Annotated in this window: 22 protein-coding genes; 15 read left to right on the top strand and 7 right to left on the bottom strand. The window is 34.7% G+C overall.

What is annotated here, in order from left to right; genetic code table 11:
- Positions 1-69: 69 nt before the first annotated feature.
- The 11 genes from AB5170_RS17680 (at position 70) to AB5170_RS17630 (ending at position 11,899) form a co-directional block, all read left to right on the top strand.
- Positions 70-984: an ATP-binding cassette domain-containing protein gene (locus AB5170_RS17680; protein ID WP_117962351.1), complete on the top strand. Its 915-nt coding sequence runs from the start codon at positions 70-72 to the stop codon at positions 982-984.
- Positions 977-1,732 (top strand): ABC transporter permease, encoded by a 756-nt coding sequence (locus AB5170_RS17675; protein ID WP_118633004.1) that lies wholly within the window; start codon positions 977-979, stop codon positions 1,730-1,732. Before AB5170_RS17680 ends, AB5170_RS17675 begins: the two co-directional genes overlap by 8 nt.
- A 19-nt stretch (positions 1,733-1,751) precedes the next feature.
- Positions 1,752-2,669 (top strand): cell wall metabolism sensor histidine kinase WalK, encoded by a 918-nt coding sequence (locus AB5170_RS17670; protein WP_118611846.1) that lies wholly within the window; start codon positions 1,752-1,754, stop codon positions 2,667-2,669.
- A gap of 128 nt (positions 2,670-2,797) precedes the next feature.
- Positions 2,798-3,310 carry an RNA polymerase sigma factor gene (locus AB5170_RS17665; protein ID WP_021650349.1) on the top strand — a complete coding sequence of 171 codons (513 nt, stop codon included), beginning with the start codon at positions 2,798-2,800 and terminating at the stop codon, positions 3,308-3,310.
- Positions 3,307-4,071, top strand: a complete 765-nt coding sequence (locus AB5170_RS17660; protein WP_005426531.1) for a hypothetical protein — start codon at positions 3,307-3,309, stop codon at positions 4,069-4,071. Before AB5170_RS17665 ends, AB5170_RS17660 begins: the two co-directional genes overlap by 4 nt.
- 69 nt (positions 4,072-4,140) lie before the next feature.
- Positions 4,141-5,028, top strand: coding sequence for an ABC transporter ATP-binding protein (locus AB5170_RS17655; RefSeq protein WP_005426530.1), 888 nt, complete (start codon positions 4,141-4,143; stop codon positions 5,026-5,028).
- Positions 5,015-6,244 (top strand): ABC transporter permease subunit, encoded by a 1,230-nt coding sequence (locus AB5170_RS17650; RefSeq protein WP_044926005.1) that lies wholly within the window; start codon positions 5,015-5,017, stop codon positions 6,242-6,244. The genes AB5170_RS17655 and AB5170_RS17650 overlap by 14 nt, the downstream gene beginning before the upstream one ends.
- Before the next feature lie 77 nt (positions 6,245-6,321).
- Positions 6,322-6,708: a response regulator transcription factor gene (locus AB5170_RS17645; RefSeq protein WP_195409597.1), complete on the top strand. Its 387-nt coding sequence runs from the start codon at positions 6,322-6,324 to the stop codon at positions 6,706-6,708.
- A 695-nt stretch (positions 6,709-7,403) separates the two neighbouring features.
- On the top strand, positions 7,404-9,506 hold the full coding sequence (locus tag AB5170_RS17640; protein WP_368361937.1) for a penicillin-binding transpeptidase domain-containing protein: 2,103 nt from the start codon (positions 7,404-7,406) through the stop codon (positions 9,504-9,506).
- 40 nt (positions 9,507-9,546) lie between these two features.
- Positions 9,547-10,704, top strand: coding sequence for a DUF6070 family protein (locus tag AB5170_RS17635; RefSeq protein WP_161233308.1), 1,158 nt, complete (start codon positions 9,547-9,549; stop codon positions 10,702-10,704).
- The gene (locus tag AB5170_RS17630) at positions 10,691-11,899 is read left to right on the top strand and encodes a DUF6070 family protein (RefSeq protein ID WP_368361936.1); all 1,209 of its coding nucleotides are present in this window, start codon (positions 10,691-10,693) and stop codon (positions 11,897-11,899) included. The genes AB5170_RS17635 and AB5170_RS17630 overlap by 14 nt, the downstream gene beginning before the upstream one ends.
- Positions 11,900-11,965: 66 nt before the next feature.
- Here AB5170_RS17630 and AB5170_RS17625 read toward each other — a convergent pair whose 3' ends face one another.
- Together AB5170_RS17625 and AB5170_RS17620 are read right to left on the bottom strand one after the other, a co-directional pair.
- Positions 11,966-13,762, bottom strand: coding sequence for a BlaR1 family beta-lactam sensor/signal transducer (locus AB5170_RS17625; protein WP_368361935.1), 1,797 nt, complete (start codon positions 13,760-13,762; stop codon positions 11,966-11,968).
- Between the two features lie 10 nt (positions 13,763-13,772).
- Complete coding sequence (locus AB5170_RS17620) at positions 13,773-14,147, bottom strand: BlaI/MecI/CopY family transcriptional regulator (protein WP_227219413.1); 375 nt, start codon at positions 14,145-14,147, stop codon at positions 13,773-13,775.
- A gap of 118 nt (positions 14,148-14,265) precedes the next feature.
- Here AB5170_RS17620 and AB5170_RS17615 point away from each other — a divergent pair, with 118 nt between their 5' ends.
- Positions 14,266-14,679 (top strand): response regulator transcription factor, encoded by a 414-nt coding sequence (locus AB5170_RS17615; protein ID WP_005426519.1) that lies wholly within the window; start codon positions 14,266-14,268, stop codon positions 14,677-14,679.
- A gap of 23 nt (positions 14,680-14,702) precedes the next feature.
- Here the strand turns inward: AB5170_RS17615 and AB5170_RS17610 are convergent, their stop codons facing one another.
- Together AB5170_RS17610 and mobC are read right to left on the bottom strand one after the other, a co-directional pair.
- Positions 14,703-16,082, bottom strand: a complete 1,380-nt coding sequence (locus AB5170_RS17610) for a relaxase/mobilization nuclease domain-containing protein (protein WP_368361934.1) — start codon at positions 16,080-16,082, stop codon at positions 14,703-14,705.
- The gene (gene mobC, locus AB5170_RS17605; RefSeq protein WP_005426517.1) at positions 16,031-16,372 is read right to left on the bottom strand and encodes a plasmid mobilization relaxosome protein MobC; all 342 of its coding nucleotides are present in this window, start codon (positions 16,370-16,372) and stop codon (positions 16,031-16,033) included. The genes AB5170_RS17610 and mobC overlap by 52 nt, the downstream gene beginning before the upstream one ends.
- A 400-nt stretch (positions 16,373-16,772) precedes the next feature.
- Here mobC and AB5170_RS17600 point away from each other — a divergent pair, with 400 nt between their 5' ends.
- On the top strand, positions 16,773-17,132 hold the full coding sequence (locus tag AB5170_RS17600) for an MmcQ/YjbR family DNA-binding protein (RefSeq protein WP_019162150.1): 360 nt from the start codon (positions 16,773-16,775) through the stop codon (positions 17,130-17,132).
- Between the two features lie 47 nt (positions 17,133-17,179).
- On the opposite strand, the gene AB5170_RS17595 is transcribed toward AB5170_RS17600, so the two are convergent.
- From AB5170_RS17595 to AB5170_RS17585, 3 genes are all read right to left on the bottom strand, one after another.
- Entirely contained in the window at positions 17,180-17,518 is a 339-nt protein-coding gene (locus tag AB5170_RS17595; RefSeq protein ID WP_019162149.1) for a type II toxin-antitoxin system RelE/ParE family toxin, read from the bottom strand.
- Positions 17,505-17,678, bottom strand: coding sequence for a hypothetical protein (locus tag AB5170_RS17590; protein ID WP_015541274.1), 174 nt, complete (start codon positions 17,676-17,678; stop codon positions 17,505-17,507). Before AB5170_RS17590 ends, AB5170_RS17595 begins: the two co-directional genes overlap by 14 nt.
- Before the next feature lie 143 nt (positions 17,679-17,821).
- Entirely contained in the window at positions 17,822-18,064 is a 243-nt protein-coding gene (locus AB5170_RS17585; protein ID WP_368365119.1) for a helix-turn-helix domain-containing protein, read from the bottom strand.
- A 241-nt stretch (positions 18,065-18,305) separates the two neighbouring features.
- On the opposite strand from AB5170_RS17585, the gene AB5170_RS17580 reads away from it, so the two are divergent.
- Positions 18,306-18,452, top strand: a complete 147-nt coding sequence (locus AB5170_RS17580; RefSeq protein ID WP_334285713.1) for a hypothetical protein — start codon at positions 18,306-18,308, stop codon at positions 18,450-18,452.
- A complete protein-coding gene (locus AB5170_RS17575) occupies positions 18,439-18,711 on the top strand; it encodes a helix-turn-helix domain-containing protein (protein ID WP_015541278.1) in 273 nt (90 codons plus the stop codon). Before AB5170_RS17580 ends, AB5170_RS17575 begins: the two co-directional genes overlap by 14 nt.
- The last annotated feature ends 12 nt before the right edge of the window (positions 18,712-18,723 follow it).

Raw genomic sequence — 18,723 nt, 5'->3', positions numbered from 1 at the left:
ATCCTTAGATTTAGAAAATAATTTACTTAAACTTATCCCTTACACTAAAACCACAAGGAGGGATATATCATGGAATATATATTAAGAACGAACACAGTATCTAAAAAATACACAAATTATTATGCTGTTGATAAAGTATCCATTTCTATTAAAAAAGGCGAAATATATGGCTTGATTGGAGAAAATGGTGCTGGTAAGTCTACTTTAATGAAAATGATTGCAGGTTTGGTTGAACCATCAGAAGGCTCTATTGAACTATTTGGAAATTTTGTTCCCCAGACCGAGCGTTATCGTATTGGTTGTGTAATTGAATCTCCGGCACTTTATGCAGAATTAACCGCAAAACAAAATTTGGAAGTATTTAGAAAAGCATATGGACTGTCAAGCAAAGAATCTGTACAGCAAATTTTAAAGCAGGTGGGTCTGTCACAATATGAAAATAAAATTGTCAAAAAATTTTCATTAGGTATGAAACAGCGTTTAGCCATTGGCATTGCCTTGTTGGGAAATCCTGATTTTCTGATTCTTGATGAACCTATCAATGGCTTAGATCCGACTGGAATACAAGATATGAGGAATTTCTTATTAAAACTAAATAGGGAAGAACATATTACCATTATGATTTCCAGTCATATCTTGGGGGAATTGTCAAAAATTGCAACGAAATACGGCATTATTAAAAATGGCAAGCTGATTGAAGAAATCACTGCAAAAGAATTAAATGAAAAATGTCAATGTTGTTTAAAAATTAAGGCATCAGATACTGCACAGGCCGCTATTTTAATAGAGAAAAATCTCCATACTAAAAACTACGAAATTCTTTCCGATAATAATATTCGGATTTTTGAATATGTAGACAATCCCGGAATTGTAAACTCCTTACTGGTTAATCATGGAATTTCTGTTGATGAATGTACTGTAACAAAGGAGTCACTGGAAGATTACTTTAATGAAAAAATGAGAGGAGGCATAGTCAATGCTTAATTTAATTAGAGCTGATTTTTATAAAGCAATACATGGAAAAGTCTTGAAAGTATGTTTTCTTATGATGACAGGATGGATATTCTTATGTGCTTATGCACAAAAAGCAACGATTGGCATGAGGGAATATTTGGTAGGTACAGAAGTTTCTGCAAATTACTGGGATTCTTTTTTTAATTATTACCCGGTTGTATTCCCTTTGATTATTTTTTGCAGCTACTATTTCTCAAATGATTTTCGTCAAGGGACTGTAAAACATTATATAGAAAAAGGTCTGTCACGATGGAGTTACTTCTTATCAAAATTGGTAATTGGCTGGAGTGTATCATTCTTTTTTTTGGTGTCTGCCTTTTTAATTGGTTTGTTATGTAATAAAATTTTTTTTGGAATAAGCGGTCTTACTTTTACAAGCATTAGCAATATAGTGTCCTACATATTCTGTGAGGCATTATATCATATGGCTGTATCAACGCTCGCAATTTCACTTGTTTTTCTCATAAGAAACAGTTCAGTTAGCATGGCAGTTAATGCTTTGCTTATATTTTTTGGTTATCTGGTTCTTCATGGATTGGAAAGTATTTTGGGCTTAGGATATAACATCACAATTTTTTGGGCAATTAGTAATATCAATAAAACAAGAATAGATATGGCAGTTCAATGGCTTCCAACCGCAATTATCATTTTCTTCGCCTATATGATTATATTTGGTGGAGTTATAGGAACAATTTTCAAGAAAAGAGATATTACATAATGCAGGGAGGGATAATGTTATGAGTGTGGTACTTCAAATATATGCTATCATTGTGACACTATCTCTTATTATTGTTTTATCATTTTACTTGTTTCATCGTAGGGAGGTAACCCGGTTAAGCCAGAAATTGCAAACACTTTTACATTCATTTACCCATGCGGAATTGACATTAGATTTTCCTTCTTCCGATATAACCGATCTTGTAAATGCTTTAAATGAATTGCTTCGAGTTTACCACAAACAAGTATATTCATTACAAAAAAAGGATGAGGCAATCAAAGAAACAATTACAAATTTAGCTCATGATCTTAGAACACCTGTGACTGCTATTCAAGGATATACCCAAATGCTTCTACAATCGCCGGAGTTGTCCGAGGAAGATTTAGATGCAGCAGCTGTTATAAACGAAAGATTGAATGTTTTAAATCAGTTACTAAATCAGTTGTTTGAATTTGCACGAATAGAAGCTGATGAAATGGAATTTTCTTATACTACATTTGATTTAAATGCTGTTTTACGCTCTGTTGCAGTTTCCTTTTTTAAATCTTTTGAGGAACGCAAAATAATTCCAGCATTAAGTATTGCAGAGATTTCTTTTCCATTTTATGGAGATGAAAAAGCAGTAACCAGAATTTTTGAAAATATCATTTCTAATGCCTTGTCACATGGGAAAAGTGATTATCATTTTTCATCTTATGATGATAATGAAAATTACCATTTTTCTTTTCAGAATTTTACAGACAGCATAAATGAATCTGATATAGACAAAATATTTAATCGTTTTTATACAACAGATTTATCCCGTTCCCGCAAAACAACCGGTTTGGGTCTCACAATAGCAAAGAATTTAACAGTAAAAATGGGCGGTTCTATCAGTGCTTCTCTAAATAATAATGTTTTTGAAATTGTAGTGTGCTTTCCTAAGCAAAAAGGATAAAAAACTGATGAGCCTGCTTTGGTGGTTAAAAAAAAACGCTTATAAAGTAGGTGTATTGACTATCTTTTTGTACAATTTATTCGTTATATATAATAGAAAGTGCTTTCAGTAGAAAAAGGAGGAAAGAAGTGGATGCAGATTTTCTTTTGATTCACAAAATGAAAAATGGTGATGAAGAAGCTATAGAGGTATTCGTAAAAAAATACTATTCAACTATACGGAATTATTGTCGATTACATACATACACAGACTGTGATGCAGAAGATATTACTCAAGCAACATTTGAACACTTTTTTCGATCATTTAGATCGTATCATCATTTGGGAAAGACTGCTAATTATTTGTATGTGATTGCTCGAAATTTATGTCGGGATAGTTATAAGAAAAAAAGAGATATTGTGATGGAAGCGTTACCAGATAAGGGGGAAAATCCAATTGCTGTAATTGAGAATAAAATAGATATAGAAGAATCAATAAAAAAACTTCCAGAAGATTTACAGGAAGTAGTTATTCTACATTATTTTCAGGATTTGAAATTAAAAGAAGTAGCAGATATTATTGGCATAGGACTTCCTCTTGTAAAATATAGGATAGGAAAAGCAAAAGAATTGTTGAGTGTTTATCTGGGGGATAAGAAATGATGATGACAGTTGATGAAAAATTGCATGCGTATGCAAAAAATCAGAAGGATAGAAATATAGATGAGAAAAAATTACAACAGACCATTATAAAATCGAAAGAAGCATATTGGGATGGAGAAATCGAAAGAAATATGTCATGGTTAGAATTTTTATATCAGCAAGCTTCGTATATACAGAAGCACTGGTGGTTTGCTCAAGGGGCAGTATTACTAATCCTTTGGATGACAATGTTCTTATCAGACAGTAGTATTTATACAAGGCGCTGCATGGGGATTTTGGCACCGAGTTTTGTAATATTGATACTTCCGGAACTCTGGAAAAATAGAAGCAATGGGGCTATGGAAGTAGAAGGTGCAACATTTTTTTCCATAAAGAATATATATGCCGCACGAATGCTACTCTTCGGCATGGTAGATGTTTGCCTATTGAGTGTGTTTTTGATAACCAGCACTTTTGTGTTACAGATTGCATTTATGGATATCTTAATACAATTTATTTTGCCAATGAATGTGACATGCTGCATATGTTTTCGATTACTTTGCAGTAAAGGAGATGATTATGTATCTTCCACATTATTTTCCTGTCTGATTTGGATCGCTGTTTGGACGCTTGTAGTTCTCAAAGATAGTATTTATGAGCATATATCTACATCAATATGGTGTGGAATGATGATATTATCTGTTTTATATTTGTGTTACAGTATTTGGCGAGTATGGAAATGCAGTGAAAGATATTACGAGAGTAATGGGGCAAGTGTATAAGAATATTATGGTGTCAATTACGAGAAATTACACAACGGTCGTAATCAGAGAAATGTGAGGAATTTGATTATGGAATTAGAATTGAAAAAATTAACAAAAGAATTTCAGGGATTTAAAGCAGTTGATGATATCACGCTGACGATGAGTAATGGAGTTTATGGGCTTCTTGGTGTCAACGGTGCTGGAAAAACAACGCTGATGAGAATGCTCTGCACACTTATTAAACCTACTTCGGGAAGCATATTATGTGATGGAAAAGATATTTTTGCATTGGATGGCGAATATAGGAGAATTCTTGGTTATTTACCTCAAGAATTTGGATTTTATCCGGAGTTTTCGGTTCATGATTATTTAATGTATATTGCGTCAATTAAAGGAATGCGAATAAGTATTGCACGAAAGCGTGTAACAGAACTTCTGCGGCAGGTTGGGTTGGCTAAAATGCAGAATAGAAAAATGAAAAAATTGTCTGGAGGAATGAAACGCCGTGCAGGGATTGCCCAAGCTATGCTAAATAACCCAAAGATTTTGATCCTCGATGAGCCTACTGCAGGTCTGGATCCGAATGAAAGGATACGTTTTCGAAATCTGATCAGTGAATTGTCACAGGATCGTCTCGTGCTATTATCAACACATATTGTGTCGGATATTGAATACATTGCCAACCAGGTGTTATTGATGAAAGATGGAAAGATTAGCCATTCAGGAACACAAGAAGAGATTATTCAGTCAGTACCAGTAAAAGTATGGAGTTGTGTAGTTGCAAATAATGAAGTTGAAATGTGGCAAAAACAGTTTAAAGTCTCAAATATGAAAACACTTTCGGATGGAATAGAATTACGCATTTTGTCTGAAAAATCTCCACACTATAATGCGAAAGAGGAAACGATGACTTTGGAGGACATATTCTTATATTATTTCGGAGAGAAAACAGGTGATGATTATGACGTATTATGAAATAAAAAAAGTTTTTTCAAAAAAAGGAAGTAAGGTTGCGCTGATATTTATTTTTATTGTAATTTCAGTAGTCTTGTCTTTTATCATCGGGGATAATAAATATGTGAATCGTAATGGTGATGCGGAAAGTGGAATATCGGCTATGTTAAAGGTTCGTGAGTTGAAAAAAGAATGGTCAGGAGAACTGACAGAGGATGTGCTTAGAAAAATTATTGAAGAAAATGTCAGGATTTCACAGACACCGGAAGCTAAGTCGAATGATTTTAGACAGAATGATATAGCATATAGTCAAAGACAGGGTTTCATGGATATAAGGGATTTACTAAATTGTGATTATGGAGAGTTTAACGATTATAATTATTATCTGGCAGATTCTCTTTCTCCTGATGAAGCAGTAGATTTTTATTCTAATCGTATCAAAAATTTGAAAAATTGGTTAGAAACTGATGGAAAGGATCAGTTTTCTGAAAAGGAAAAAAGTTATTTAATAAGAGCGTATGAAAAAATGAAAACCCCTTTATATTATGATTATCAAGCGGGATGGAAAAACTTATTTCAATATTCACCCTCAATAATTATGATTTTGACATTGGTATTAGGTTTCCTTTGTGCAGGTATTTTTTCAGGTGAATTTCAGCTGAAAGCGAATGCAGTTTTTTATTCTTCTTATTATGGCAGAAATAAGGCTGTATGGGCAAAAGTGAAAGCAGGAGCAATCATAATAACGGCTATTTACTGGGCGGTTATGTTGTTATACACTATGCTTGTTTTGGGAATTCTTGGTGTAGACGGAGCAAATTGTCCCATACAGTCTAGTATGAGTGGGTGGAAGAGTATTTATAATATCACGAATGCTCAGGAATATATTTTGATAGTTCTTGGTGGATATCTGGGATGTTTATTTATGCAATCTCTAACTATGTTGGTTTCTGCGAAGACAAACTCATCAGTAATAGCGGTAATCGTGCCTTTTATTTTGATTTTTCTTCCATCATTTTTATCAGGAACAAGTCTACCATTATTGAATAAAATTTTGGGACTTCTTCCAGATCAAATGCTTCAAATGAATCAGGTAGTTAAATTCTTTAACTTGTATGAAATCGGAGGAAAAGTGTTTTGTGCAGTTCCTATTTTAATAATATCGTACTCCATTCTGCTATTATTGATTGTTCCAGTTATTTATTTCATATATCGCAGAAAAGAAGTTTATAATTAGATGAAGAAATATCTGTTAGAGGGAGTGAAAACATAGGAAAAATATTATTATTATCGTTTAAAGATAGTGAAGAAGAAATGATAGAGTCTGTTCTTGTTGCTTTGAAAACCGGACGAAATATATATTGTGATGAAAAAAATATAAATCCATTGAAAATACATTATGGAGATATTGTTATTTTTTTAGCCACAAGAGAATTATTTCGAAAGCAGAAAAAAATAGATCTGTCTTTTACAGAGTTTGAAATTTTGCATTTATTAATGCGAAATCCTGGAAGAGTGTTTAGTAAAGAACAAATATATGATATAATCTGGAATGAACCCTATTCGGGTGATTACAATGTTGTTATGCGACATATCTGCAACATTAGAGAAAAGATAGAAGATGATCCTGGACATCCTGTATATATACAAACGGTGCGCGGTGTAGGATATCGGTTTAACGGAAATTTAGGCAGCGAGTGAAATCGCTGCCTATTATAATGGGCAAAGAGACAGAGACATATCTCTCGTCCAGGTGTCTCTTTCTTTACAATTGGAAAGTTATAGCTATGAGAGTTACAATTCCAATCATATCATATGATTTTTTCTTAGTTCTGGTAGGCTGATTTCGTCACATCTCCTGTTTATCTGATATTCAAGTTCCCAGTCACGATGGGAGAAAACATCAGGATCTTCCACATTGAGATAATCCACCTCATCGGCTGCAATATCACGACGGTGATAGTCATAATATTTACCAAAAACACCTTTGAACTGCTCAATCAGCTTATCTCGGAAATCAGAACGTATCTGAATTCGGGTACGAATTCTTTGATGAGAAGCAAGCCTGCATCAGAGGATAAATCTCCTCCATCGAAATTTATTTTAATCTGCCTATGCTTTCTAATGATAAGGTGTTTACAATACTCATAAAGAGCTCCTTTTGTTGGTATTATTTGAGATTCGACATCTTAATTTTATCACAAGTGGATGCTCTTTTTTCATTCACTTGATAGGTGAAAAGCAATATTCAGTTAAAGCACAGTAACTATGTGGCTTTCAGCCACTTTCACGGCTTTGCCATGAATAATATAGGATAAACCTAAGAAAAAGCTTGACGTTTAAATATTACAAGTGTAATATTTAAGAAAATATGAAAAAAGGAGAAATAAAACTATATGAGAAAAAAGAAAAGAAAAAAACACACGAAGATTATCACAAAAATAGTTTTATTTAGCGGTATATTGATTGGTGGTGAAATCGGTATTGTAACAATAATGAATTGTAATGTTCCTGAAAAAAGACTAATGGAATATATGAAACATATTGAAAAAGGGGAATATGAGCAAATGTATGCCATGCTGGATCAAAAAAAAAGCAGCATGAACAGTAAGGAAGAATTTATAGAACGAAATTCTAAAATATATGAAGGCATTGAGATGTCTGATCTGTCCATAACCGATATTACAGTAAAAAGACAAGAAAACGGAAATGCGGCGGTTTCCTATACAACAAATATGCAGACTGCTGCAGGAAATGTAGAATTTACCAACGATGCGGTATTTTCACATGATTGGACAGGATATCATTTAATCTGGCAGGATCAGTTGATTTTTCCAGAGTTATCTGCAACGGATAAAGTTCAGGTAACGTCAGAAGAGGCAAAGAGAGGAGATATTTTAGACAGAAATGGTCGTCAGTTGGCTGGAGAGGGAACTGCATCTTCGGTAGGAATTGTTCCGGGCAGGATGGAGAACAGAGAAAATACAATAAAAAAACTGGCAGAGTATCTTGGAATTGGAGCAGACGAAATTGAGGATAAGTTAAAAGCCGGTTGGGTAAAAGCAGATTCTTTTGTACCAGTAGCAACAATTCCTAAAATACAAGAGGTCGATCTTTTGACAGTGAATCCGGATAAAACTGTTCTGGAAGAAAAAGAAAAGCAGGACACATTATTGAAGATTCCAGGTATTATGTTATCTGATGTAAAAGTACGAACTTATTATCTAAAAGAAGCTGCCTCTCATCTGGTAGGGTATGTACAGGCGGTTACAGCCGAAGATTTGCAGGAACATAAAGGGGAAGGGTATCGTACAAACAGTGTGATTGGAAAGACTGGACTGGAAACGCTTTATGAAAAAGAACTAAAAGGAACAGATGGGTGTGAAATCTGTATTGTAGATGCAAATGGAAATAAAAAAAGTGTTATTGCATATGAGCCTAGAAAAGATGGAGAAGATATCCATACTACGATTGATGGTGATCTTCAAAGTACTCTTTATGAACAATTTAAAGAAGACAGAGGATGTTCTGTAGCCTTGAATCCTTATACAGGGGAAGTATTGGCGTTGGTAAGTACGCCATCTTATGATAATAATGATTTTGTACGTGGAATGGACAACAGCCAGTGGAGTGCATTAAATGAAAATGAAGACAGGCCTTTATACAACCGCTTTCGCCAGACATGGTGTCCTGGCTCAACTTTTAAACCTGTAATTGCTGCAATTGGATTAAAAGTGGGGGCATTTACTGCAAATGACGATTTTGGAAATGAGGGTCTGGCGTGGCAGAAAGATTCCTCGTGGGGAGATTATACAGTGACTACACTTCATGATTATGAACCTGTGATCTTGAAAAATGCGCTTATTTATTCAGATAATATTTATTTTGCAAAAGCAGCATTAAAAATTGGTGCGGATCAACTGATGCAGTCTCTAAATCAAATAGGATTTAATCAGGAACTTCCATTTGATATTAAAATGTCAGAGTCCCAATATTCTAATATGGACAAGATAGAAACAGAAATCCAGCTTGCTGACAGTGGGTATGGACAGGGACAGATTCTGGTAAATCCTTTGCATCTTGCAAGCATTTATACGGCTTTTCTAAATGATGGAAATATGATAAAGCCATATCTTCACGCGGATGGTGGAAGCACTTCCAGTGAAATCTGGATAAAAGATGCTTTTTCACCACAAATTGTTTCGGAGGTTATGGAGGGGTTAGAGGGTGTAGTGAATAACCCGGAAGGAACTGGTTATGGAGCATGCCGGGAAGACATTAGATTAGCAGGAAAAACCGGAACAGCGGAACTGAAAGCTACAAAAGAAGATACATCTGGAACAGAAATTGGCTGGTTTACAGTTTTTACTACAGATAGAGATACAAAGAATCCTATTTTGCTCATCAGTATGGTAGAGAATGTGAAAGATATTGGAGGAAGCGGTTATGTGGTGGAAAAGGATAAGGCGATACTGGATGAATATCTTGGTAATGAATAATTTTTACCTTTAAATATTACAAATGTAAGAGGAAAATGATATGAAAAAAATTTGGAAAATATTTGTGGGAGTTATTTTTCTTGCTGTCTGTAGTGGATGTGGCATAAAGAAAGAGCAGAAAAAGACAATTGAAGATACGAAAGAAAAAATTTACAGAGAGTGTGAAATGCTAGCAGAAGGCTATCGGAGCATATATGAGAATGCTGTGAAAGAAAATGCACTATATGAGCTGAGTACAATACAAAAAAGTATGGATTATTTTGGAAAATATGGATATGCAGTAATTGATTCCTACAATCAGCTGGATATGATTCAAAGTATTAAAGTAGATGATTTTTTGAAAAAAGCAGAAAAAGAGAAGAATGGAAAAACTACTATATTTCAAGTTATAGCAGGGGATCATTTTATCCGGTATGATCTGAAAACCAAACAGGGGAAAATAGACGTTGAAGTAAGCTCTTTTAAATGGAAAGAGGACACTTGGCGGGAAACATATTATCATGAGTTTAGAGCTAATTCATGGAAATATACAGAAAATGGGTATTTCTTTATAGAAGAATATCATCCGGCAGGATATGATGGACCGTCTGGATATCGGGACTTTCGGGTAGCACCGTTAAATAAAAAATGTCGGGAGTTGAATCGAAAATATATACTTCCTTTTGGATATACACTTAATAAATTGTTTACTTCTAATTGGAGTGAAAAAAATTATGATGGAATAAATTTTTATGATGTTTTTGACCGTTTACTTTCAATGGAAGAAAAAACTGATGAATTTAAGGAAGGAAAGACTTATGAAATCCCCAAAGAATCATTTGAAGCGATATTTCAAAAATATTTTAATATAAGCGCAGAGATACTGCAGACAGGAACGGTATTTCACACGGAAACACAGACATATCGGTATCGAACCAGAGGAATCGTATATGATTTTGCTCCCACACCATATATTCCATATCCGGAAGTTGTTTCCTACATAGAAAATCAAGATGGAACAATAACACTGGAAGTAAATGCGGTATGGCCACAAAAAGAATTAGATCAGGCGTTTTGTCATAGCGTAACCATTCGGCTGTTAGATAAAGATAGATTTCAATATGTATCCAATTATGTATCAAGGTCAGAAATAGAGGTTACCTGGTATACGGAAAGATTATCAGACGAAAAGTGGGAGGAATGTTATGGAGATAATTGATATGAGTACAAAAAGAAAACTGAAAAAGATGGTGAGTGTTTTATTTATTTTGGGATGCTTTTTCATAGGAAATACAAAATGTAAAGGGGCTGATTTAGAATATATTTCACAGGAAACTGCGAATTATGCTGTACAAGAAAGAGGATATGATTTGCCAGTAGATGAAGTCGTGAAAGAAGAAGCTATTGAAGATTGTAAGAATGTTATGAATCAGATGAAAGCCATTTATCAAAAGGCGGATAAAGGAACTTCATCGAATGTAGTAGTTTCTGAGACAGTAATGGAAGAAATGCAGGAAGTATTAAAGGAAAAAAATGTCCCTGTTATTACATCAGCGCCGTATTCAAATATGGCTAATTATTCTAAAATGGAAGAATTTCTTTTCAGGGCAGAACAGGATCTGACAGGAGATATCGTCTTATATAGGATTAACAGGGATGGTGGGATAGAAAGACTCAAATTCAATTATGATGGGACAGATATGTATTTGCTGGCTGTGAAAGCTGTTTGGGGTATGAACGACAATCCATCTATTGTATATGTTTCGTATACAAGGATAGAAGAATGGAAATATACAGAAAAAGGCTGGTTTGGTTATACGCTATGCGTTCCAAAGTATCCGGAAGTATCAGAAGCGGTTGATGGCAGTTCTATGATAAGAATTAAACCTTTAAGTGATGAATGCCGGGAAGTTTCGAAGAGGTGTGTGTATTTGCTTGGATATCAGGGGAATAATCTTTTATGTTCTGATTGGGATAGATCTGATATGGAAGGGTTAGATTATAATGGTTTATATGAATATTTATATCGAATGAAATACGGGGAGAGATATGAGTTTTCAGGTAACTCAAGTGGAATTCCGGCAGAAGAGTTTGAAAATCTGATAATGGAGTTTTTGCCGATAACAGCGGAGCAAATTAAAAAATGGGCAGTATTTGATTCGGAACATCAAACTTATGACTGGGAACGATTAGGTTGTTTAAATTATAGCCCTACTTATTTTGGAACATCTTTACCGGAGGTCGTTGAAATAAGAGATAGCGGAGAGGGAAACAATGTGCTAGTTGTTGATGCTGTATGTGATACATTTATATGTAATGATGCCGTTATTACAAGTGAGCTGACTGTTAAGTTCAACGATGATAAGAGTTTTAAATATATGGGGAATAAAATTCTGAATAATGGTACGAAATAAGTTCCCAAATATCAATATAGAATAAAAAGAAAGAACTGATAACAACTATCAGCCCTTTCATATTTGTTAATTCCATATATGTAATTTTTTTAAGATATCAGAAGTGATTTCAAATGCTTTTTTGCCAGTTGCATTAGAATCACTTTGGATATTGGTTGCAAAATAATAGCTGTTATCGGAAGTTTCTACATATCCGATAAACCAGCCGTTGATATCCTGTCCGTTGACACGACCGGTTCCAGTTTTTCCGTAGAAATTACCATTAGGTGTACTGGCAATTTTTATAGCATTTTTAACAGAAAATACATTTTGGGAATTTAGATGGAATTCATTTGTGTTAAATTTTTTCAATAATGTTACTTGCTCTAAAGGCGAGATTTTTAATGAAAAATCGGACCAGTATAAATCCAGATTTGAACTGGTTGTCTGGTTTCCATATTCTATTTTATTCAAAAATTCCTGGACTCTGTTAATTCCGAGCTGCGAATCAATTGCCTGGAAATACCAGTTAACGGAATTTTGCATAGCAGAGTTTAAATCCTGATCAGCTTCCCAGGATGGAAAAGGAAAGGCATCACCATTCCATGTCATGGAAGAGTGTTCTGGTGTGATGATTCCGGATTCCAACCCTAATAATGCATCGTATATTTTGTAGGTAGACTCTGGCGGAATACGTTTGGTGGCTTCTTCAAGATCGTATATTTTCCAGGAATCCAAATTATTGTCATACAAAACAAATGATCCATCATATGTTCCAAATGTTTCGGATATATCTAACAGGGAGATATTTTTGTCTGTATCACTAAAATGATATACGCTTTGAGTAGAGGCATCAATGGATAAAATGGGTGTACATCCAATAAAAACAGCACTAATGACCAGATAAATTATCAATGCTCTCATTTTTTGATAAAGAGTTTCTTTCCTAAAAACGGCGATGTTGAGAATACGTCGTTTCATCTGCCTGAAATTTCCGGACATTCCAACTGCCAGTGGAGAGGAAAAAGAGGATATTTTTTCTGCAAAATTAATCAGTGTAGTTCCATAAGCTTGGTATTCATCAGCAGAAATCATCTGCAATACAGCAGAATCACAGGCTATTTCACGGTCACAGAGAATTTCTTTTAAAGTGTACCAAACAAAAGGGTTAAACCAGTAGAGTATATTACTTATGACCATGAGGAAGCCAATAAATGTATCTTTGTGACGGTAATGCTGTAATTCGTGTAGCAGCATAAAACGCATATCATCAGGATTCAGTTCGGAAATTAAATGGATGGGAATGTAAATTCTGGGATGTATTATTCCGATTAAAACTGGTGATTTTAAAAATGCAGTACTGTAGACTGATACTGGGTGAGAGATTTTAAGTTCCTTTAAACAATTGTAATAAATAGTTTTTACCTGCTGATTTTGAAGCGGGAGAGCAGATCTTTTTATGGAACGTACATAGTTTAATGAATGAAGGGTGAGGACTGACATAATCATAACACCCGTTATCCATATTAGAAAGAGTATGGTATTCAAGCCTCCAGAAAATTGACTACTGATGGAAACTGAAAAATCATTCACCTGGTTTAACAAAATATTTTGTGTATTACTGGTAAGTTCGGATAGCGTGTCGGTACCAGAGTTAAGTCCTGAGTCAGTTTGAAAAAAATGTAACCATGAAAAAAGTTGTGAGCCATGAATCTGTACAGGAAAAAATGGCACGGCAAGTAGTAAAAATAAAAGAAAACAGAGATGGTACTGTGTAACCGCAGATAAATATTTTTTCAGAAGTTTTTTTGTTCCGATTATTACAAGTGTAAAAATACATATGAAGATATTACTGATTAAAAAGTGGATAATCCAGTTGCTCATTCAAAACCTCCTATTTCTGATGTTTTGATAATAAATGGCGTAAGTTATCAATTTCTGTTGAAGAGAGCTTATCGTCTTCAAGGTAAGAAGCCAGCATAGAAGAAAGATTTCCATTATAATATCGCTTTAAAAAAGAATTGCTTTCCTGGCGTATATATTCATCTTCTTGGACTAATGGAGTATAGGCAAATACCCGGCTTTGTTTTTCGTAGGAAAGAGCTTTTTTGGAAACAAGTCTCTTGATAAGAGTTTGAATTGTTTTTGGACTCCAGCTGGTAGTTAGAGTAAGTTTTTCTGTAATTTCATTTGTATTGATGGGAGCATATTTCCATACAATTTTCATAACTTCAAATTCGGCTTCTGAAATTTGGGGTAGTGACATAATAAAATCCTCCTGCTAAATCCTACATATGTAATAAATATATTATATTACTTGTAGAAGAAAAAAGTCAAATGGCAGATGATATATAGAATATAAAATTAATAATGTAGAGGCAATAAAGGTGAAAAAGATAGAAATTATTGAGAGAATCACAGATGCTAATGGAAGCATAAGTGAAAACATATTGACTAGCTGGGAACATAAAAACCAATTCATACCGGAAATTATAAGGTTTGGAGAATTAAAAATATATCTACAGGAACGAATTGTTAAAAAGAATGATAGTGATGTTCATCTTTCAAAATATGAATATGATATTTTACTTCTTTTAGCGAAAAGTCCAGGTAGAATATTTGGAAAAGAAATGGTTTATGATCTGGTATGGAATGAACCTTATTCCGGTGATTATAATGTGGTTATGCGACATATCTGCAATATCAGAGAAAAAATAGAAGATGATCCTGGACAACCATTATATATACAAACAGTACGAGGTGTGGGATATCGGTTTAACGGGAATTTAGGCAGCGAGTGAAATCGCTGCCTATTATTATGGTTTTACAAAGAAGGGAGTTGGTTATGAGAAGATCTTTGTATTTCAGGAGCATCCTGTTTGAGATATTTGGACAGGTTTTGATGTATCAATTCCAACTCTTTTATTTCTTGCTTAAAAGAAACGTATTGAGTATTTAGTGATTCCTTTCTGGAAATAAGATCTGCAATTTGCTCTTGTAACTTATTGGAATTAAGATGCTTCAGATCCATGCCATTTTCCTGTAAAATATGTTCAGCACCCGCGAAAAGAATAATTTGAGATTCATATTTACGGAAATAACGATCTGGATCTTTGGAGCTTTTATAATGGTCGTCGTAAATTTTATTTTTCTGATATTGTTCGGCATATTTTAGCATTTCTCGAAGATGGCGTATCTGAGACTCGAGAGAAACAACAGAGGTATTTACCTCTTTTTGCTGCATATGTAACAAGGCTATGCGGTCTTCAAGTCCTGAAAAATTATGTAGATTATGTGTGAACATCTTGTTATATTCAGCAGAGACAATTTTTAAATTTTCCTTATTTGCCCATTTCTGAAGTCCAATGTTTCCTGCTATATTGGGAGTGTTGGTGTCTATTAACTTATTACGAACAGAAGGAACAGTAGTTCTGTGGAGCTTATTATTAATGCGTTCTTTGATACGTTCCTTAGTAAAATTTTTTCCTAAAGATTTAGCACTTCCACGCACTGGATGGGACATATCGGGAGAACGAAAGGTAATGTATTTTCTGCTGTTTTCGCCAAATTCTGCGTTTTTTATTTCATATCCTTTAGCTTCCATAAATGCAAGAAATTCTGAATAAGTGGAAACGATTCGGATTGTCTGGTTGATATCTTTTCGCAGCTGCGCTTTTTTACTGGATTCAGATTTATTTGCAGCCCATTCATTGTATTTCATTCCTTTTTTACCATCTGGCATAATTGTGGACAGGTTATGTTCCTGGCATAAAGTGTCGCTGAGATTTCGTATTTTCCAGTAATTCTTTTTACAGTCATGGTAATGAGAAAAAGTGATGTTATCTGCAGAACAGAAAATTAAATGGTTATGTACATGACCTTTATCAGTGTGTGTTGTCAGAACATAGGAGTATTTTCCCTCCAGTAAGCGATCCGCAAGTTCTTTGCCAATTTGATGGGCTTCTTCATAGGAAACTTCACCAGGGGAAAATGCCTGAATCAGATGAAATGCCTTATTTGTATTGTGCGGATCTCTGCAGTCATGTGTATGATCCAAAGTGTATTTAAAGTCAAGAACGGCTGTTTCGGGAGAGCAGGCAAAGGAAGAAATATATAGATTCTGGTCAGTTTTATCTGGATTGCAGATGTATTCTATTGTTTTATCAACGGTTGTTTTGATACCATGGATTTTTGTAACTGCCATATTTTTTCCATTAACTCCTTTATATCGTCCAGGTCCTTTGGGTAAACTGTATTGGTACTGTTTATACGATGGGTGATCTGATTCAAATTGCTGCTGATATTGCCCAGCAGGGTATTCATTTTTCGGATATGAGAGTAGTCTACTTCATATACAAATCCATATAAGATCATTTTCCGTAGAAAGGCAGATTTGCTTTTCATCCTGGAAAGACGATATTTTTCTTCTAAAATGTATTGTTCGTCATCATTCAAATAAAATTGTACGGGATGAATTCTGGTACGTTTGCTCATTGAAATCCTCCAATTCGTTTTTTTCTATAAAAAAGAGTACAAAAAAACTGTCTAACCAGTTCGGCTATGACAGTTATGGTACTTGGTTTTTTGTTGGTTTGGACAGATGTATCTGTAAGTTATTTTAACAGGACTGGGTGAAAGCGTCAAATTAAGAAATTATAAAATATGAGAGGGCCAGGGATACTCCCTGATACATTTTGGTAGAATGAATCGGAAAGGGAATTTGACAAAATGAGCCAGGTGTCATGACACTGGCAGTGCTTGCTTCTTTTGGGGTGTAGCCTGCAAAGCAGGCTATGCAAAAGCTATAAAACATAAATAGAACTGTGAGAAGTGGTTGAGAATACAATCCTGATAGCGTATAATCAGAGAAAGAAATCGTAAGTGAGGGATAAATTTGAAACGTGAAGAAATTTTTCAATATGTAAAAGAGCAATATGGAACTGAACCGGAATATTTATGGAAAAAAGATCCTGATTCTGCGGTGCTTCGACATAAAAATGGAAAATGGTATGCTATAATTATGGTAGTGGAAAAGAAAATACTGGGATTAGAAGAAGATGGAAACATTGACATCCTGGATGTAAAATGTGATCCTGATCTGGTTGGGATGATTATTCAAACGTATGGATTTTTACCGGGGTATCATATGAATAAGCAACACTGGATTACGATTCTTTTGGATGATTCTGTCAGTGAAGCTAAGACGCTGGATTTTCTGGATATGAGTTATGATTTAATTGACAGTGGGAAGTAATAAAAAAGGAAGCCTTTCAGAAAAATCTCTGATCGGCTCCCAGGTATTCATTCTGGATATGTATAAGTTGATCTTTGCAACAGGATATTTTCCCAATCTCGTTCATGGCGCAACACTCGGAGAATATGAATCTCTTTTGTTTCTTCCATTATAATATAAAAAATAATAGATGGCGGAAAAGATCTTTTATGTATGGAATATCCTCTGTACAGAATTTGAGTTCGGGGAAAGGCAGTACTGAACTGGCCTAAATTCTGCATTTGTTCTTTCAGATCAGATTGAAAACGGTCAGCACGTTGCTGGCCGAATTCTTCTTCAATATAATCTGCAATGTCTGTGACATCGTAAATTGCTTCCCAGGTTAAAATAATTTTATATTCTTGCATTTCTTCGTGCATCCCTTAATTCTGTGATTTTGCGAAAAGCATCTTCCAGTGGCAATTCACGACCAGCTTCCATATCATCAATTCCCCGGTCTAACATGCGGAGAAGATGATTGTTTTCCTGGCTTTTATCGGTTGTAGGGACTTTTTTTGTTAATTCCATGAAATCACTCCAATCATACGGTGTATAAATAGTGTATGTTGTTCAGAAGTATCTATCCATAGTTTAGCATAGAATGGGCAGCAATACAATTGAATTATTTTGCAGGAGCGTCCGTCAGACCAAGAAGATATTCGCAGGAAACATTAAATACTTCGGCCAGTGCGACAACTTTGTAGTCGGGAACGAAACGGTTCAGGAGGAACATTTAAAGCGCGTACCAGTTTTCTGATTTTATGAAAACTGGGAACTCGGCCCCCATTTTCAATTTCCTTTAAATATCGGCTGGACATTTCTGCTTTTTCAGCTAATTCCTCATAAGTCAATTTTTGCTCGTGTCGGGCGTTCTTAAAAAACAATTCCAGTTCTTTATCTGTTTGTTTTAGCATATAATACACCTCCATGTTTAGTGTATAGTTCCCTTTCTTGAAAGAAAATGAACTAATATTTCACTAAAAAAGAGGGTGATATTTCACTTTTTAAAAGACATATAAAATTCTAAATTTCCGTAAAACAGATCCGGAGTATTGGAAAGATTAAGAATTATATTGTCTGGTATCATATCCGTCATTACGTGACGGATTGATTGCTGAAGCACTGCAGACACTTACTGAAAAGAAAAGGAATGTTGTGTTATTATCATATTTTATGGATATGAGTGATGCAGACGTTGCCAGAGAAATGAATCTTGTACGCAGCACAATTAATGAGCATCGTAGACGATCACTGGAACTGATGAGAAAAAATATGGAGGAATCTGCAAATGAAAAAAAGTAAAAAACAGAAATGCGCATTTGATTTGCTGCCATTCCATGTTATTGAGGCAGCATCAACTGGTGATACTGAGGCAATCCAGGCAGTGTTGAAGCATTATGAAGGGTACATAACAGTTTTGGCTACCAGAAAAATGTTTGACGAATTTGGACAGGTGCATTACTGTGTAGATGAAACTCTGCGTCAACGCCTGGAAGCAAAACTGATTACTAAGACCTTGGGATTTGATACGAAATCATATGTAAGGAAAAGTAATCAGTAAAGGGAGTATTTA

It is taken from the genome of Ruminococcus sp. RTP21484sp1_RTP21281st1_A8_RTP21281_210402 (assembly GCF_040914025.1).
Lineage (GTDB): Bacteria > Bacillota > Clostridia > Lachnospirales > Lachnospiraceae > Blautia_A > Blautia_A faecis.
This window is presented reverse-complemented; position numbering and strand designations above follow the sequence as displayed.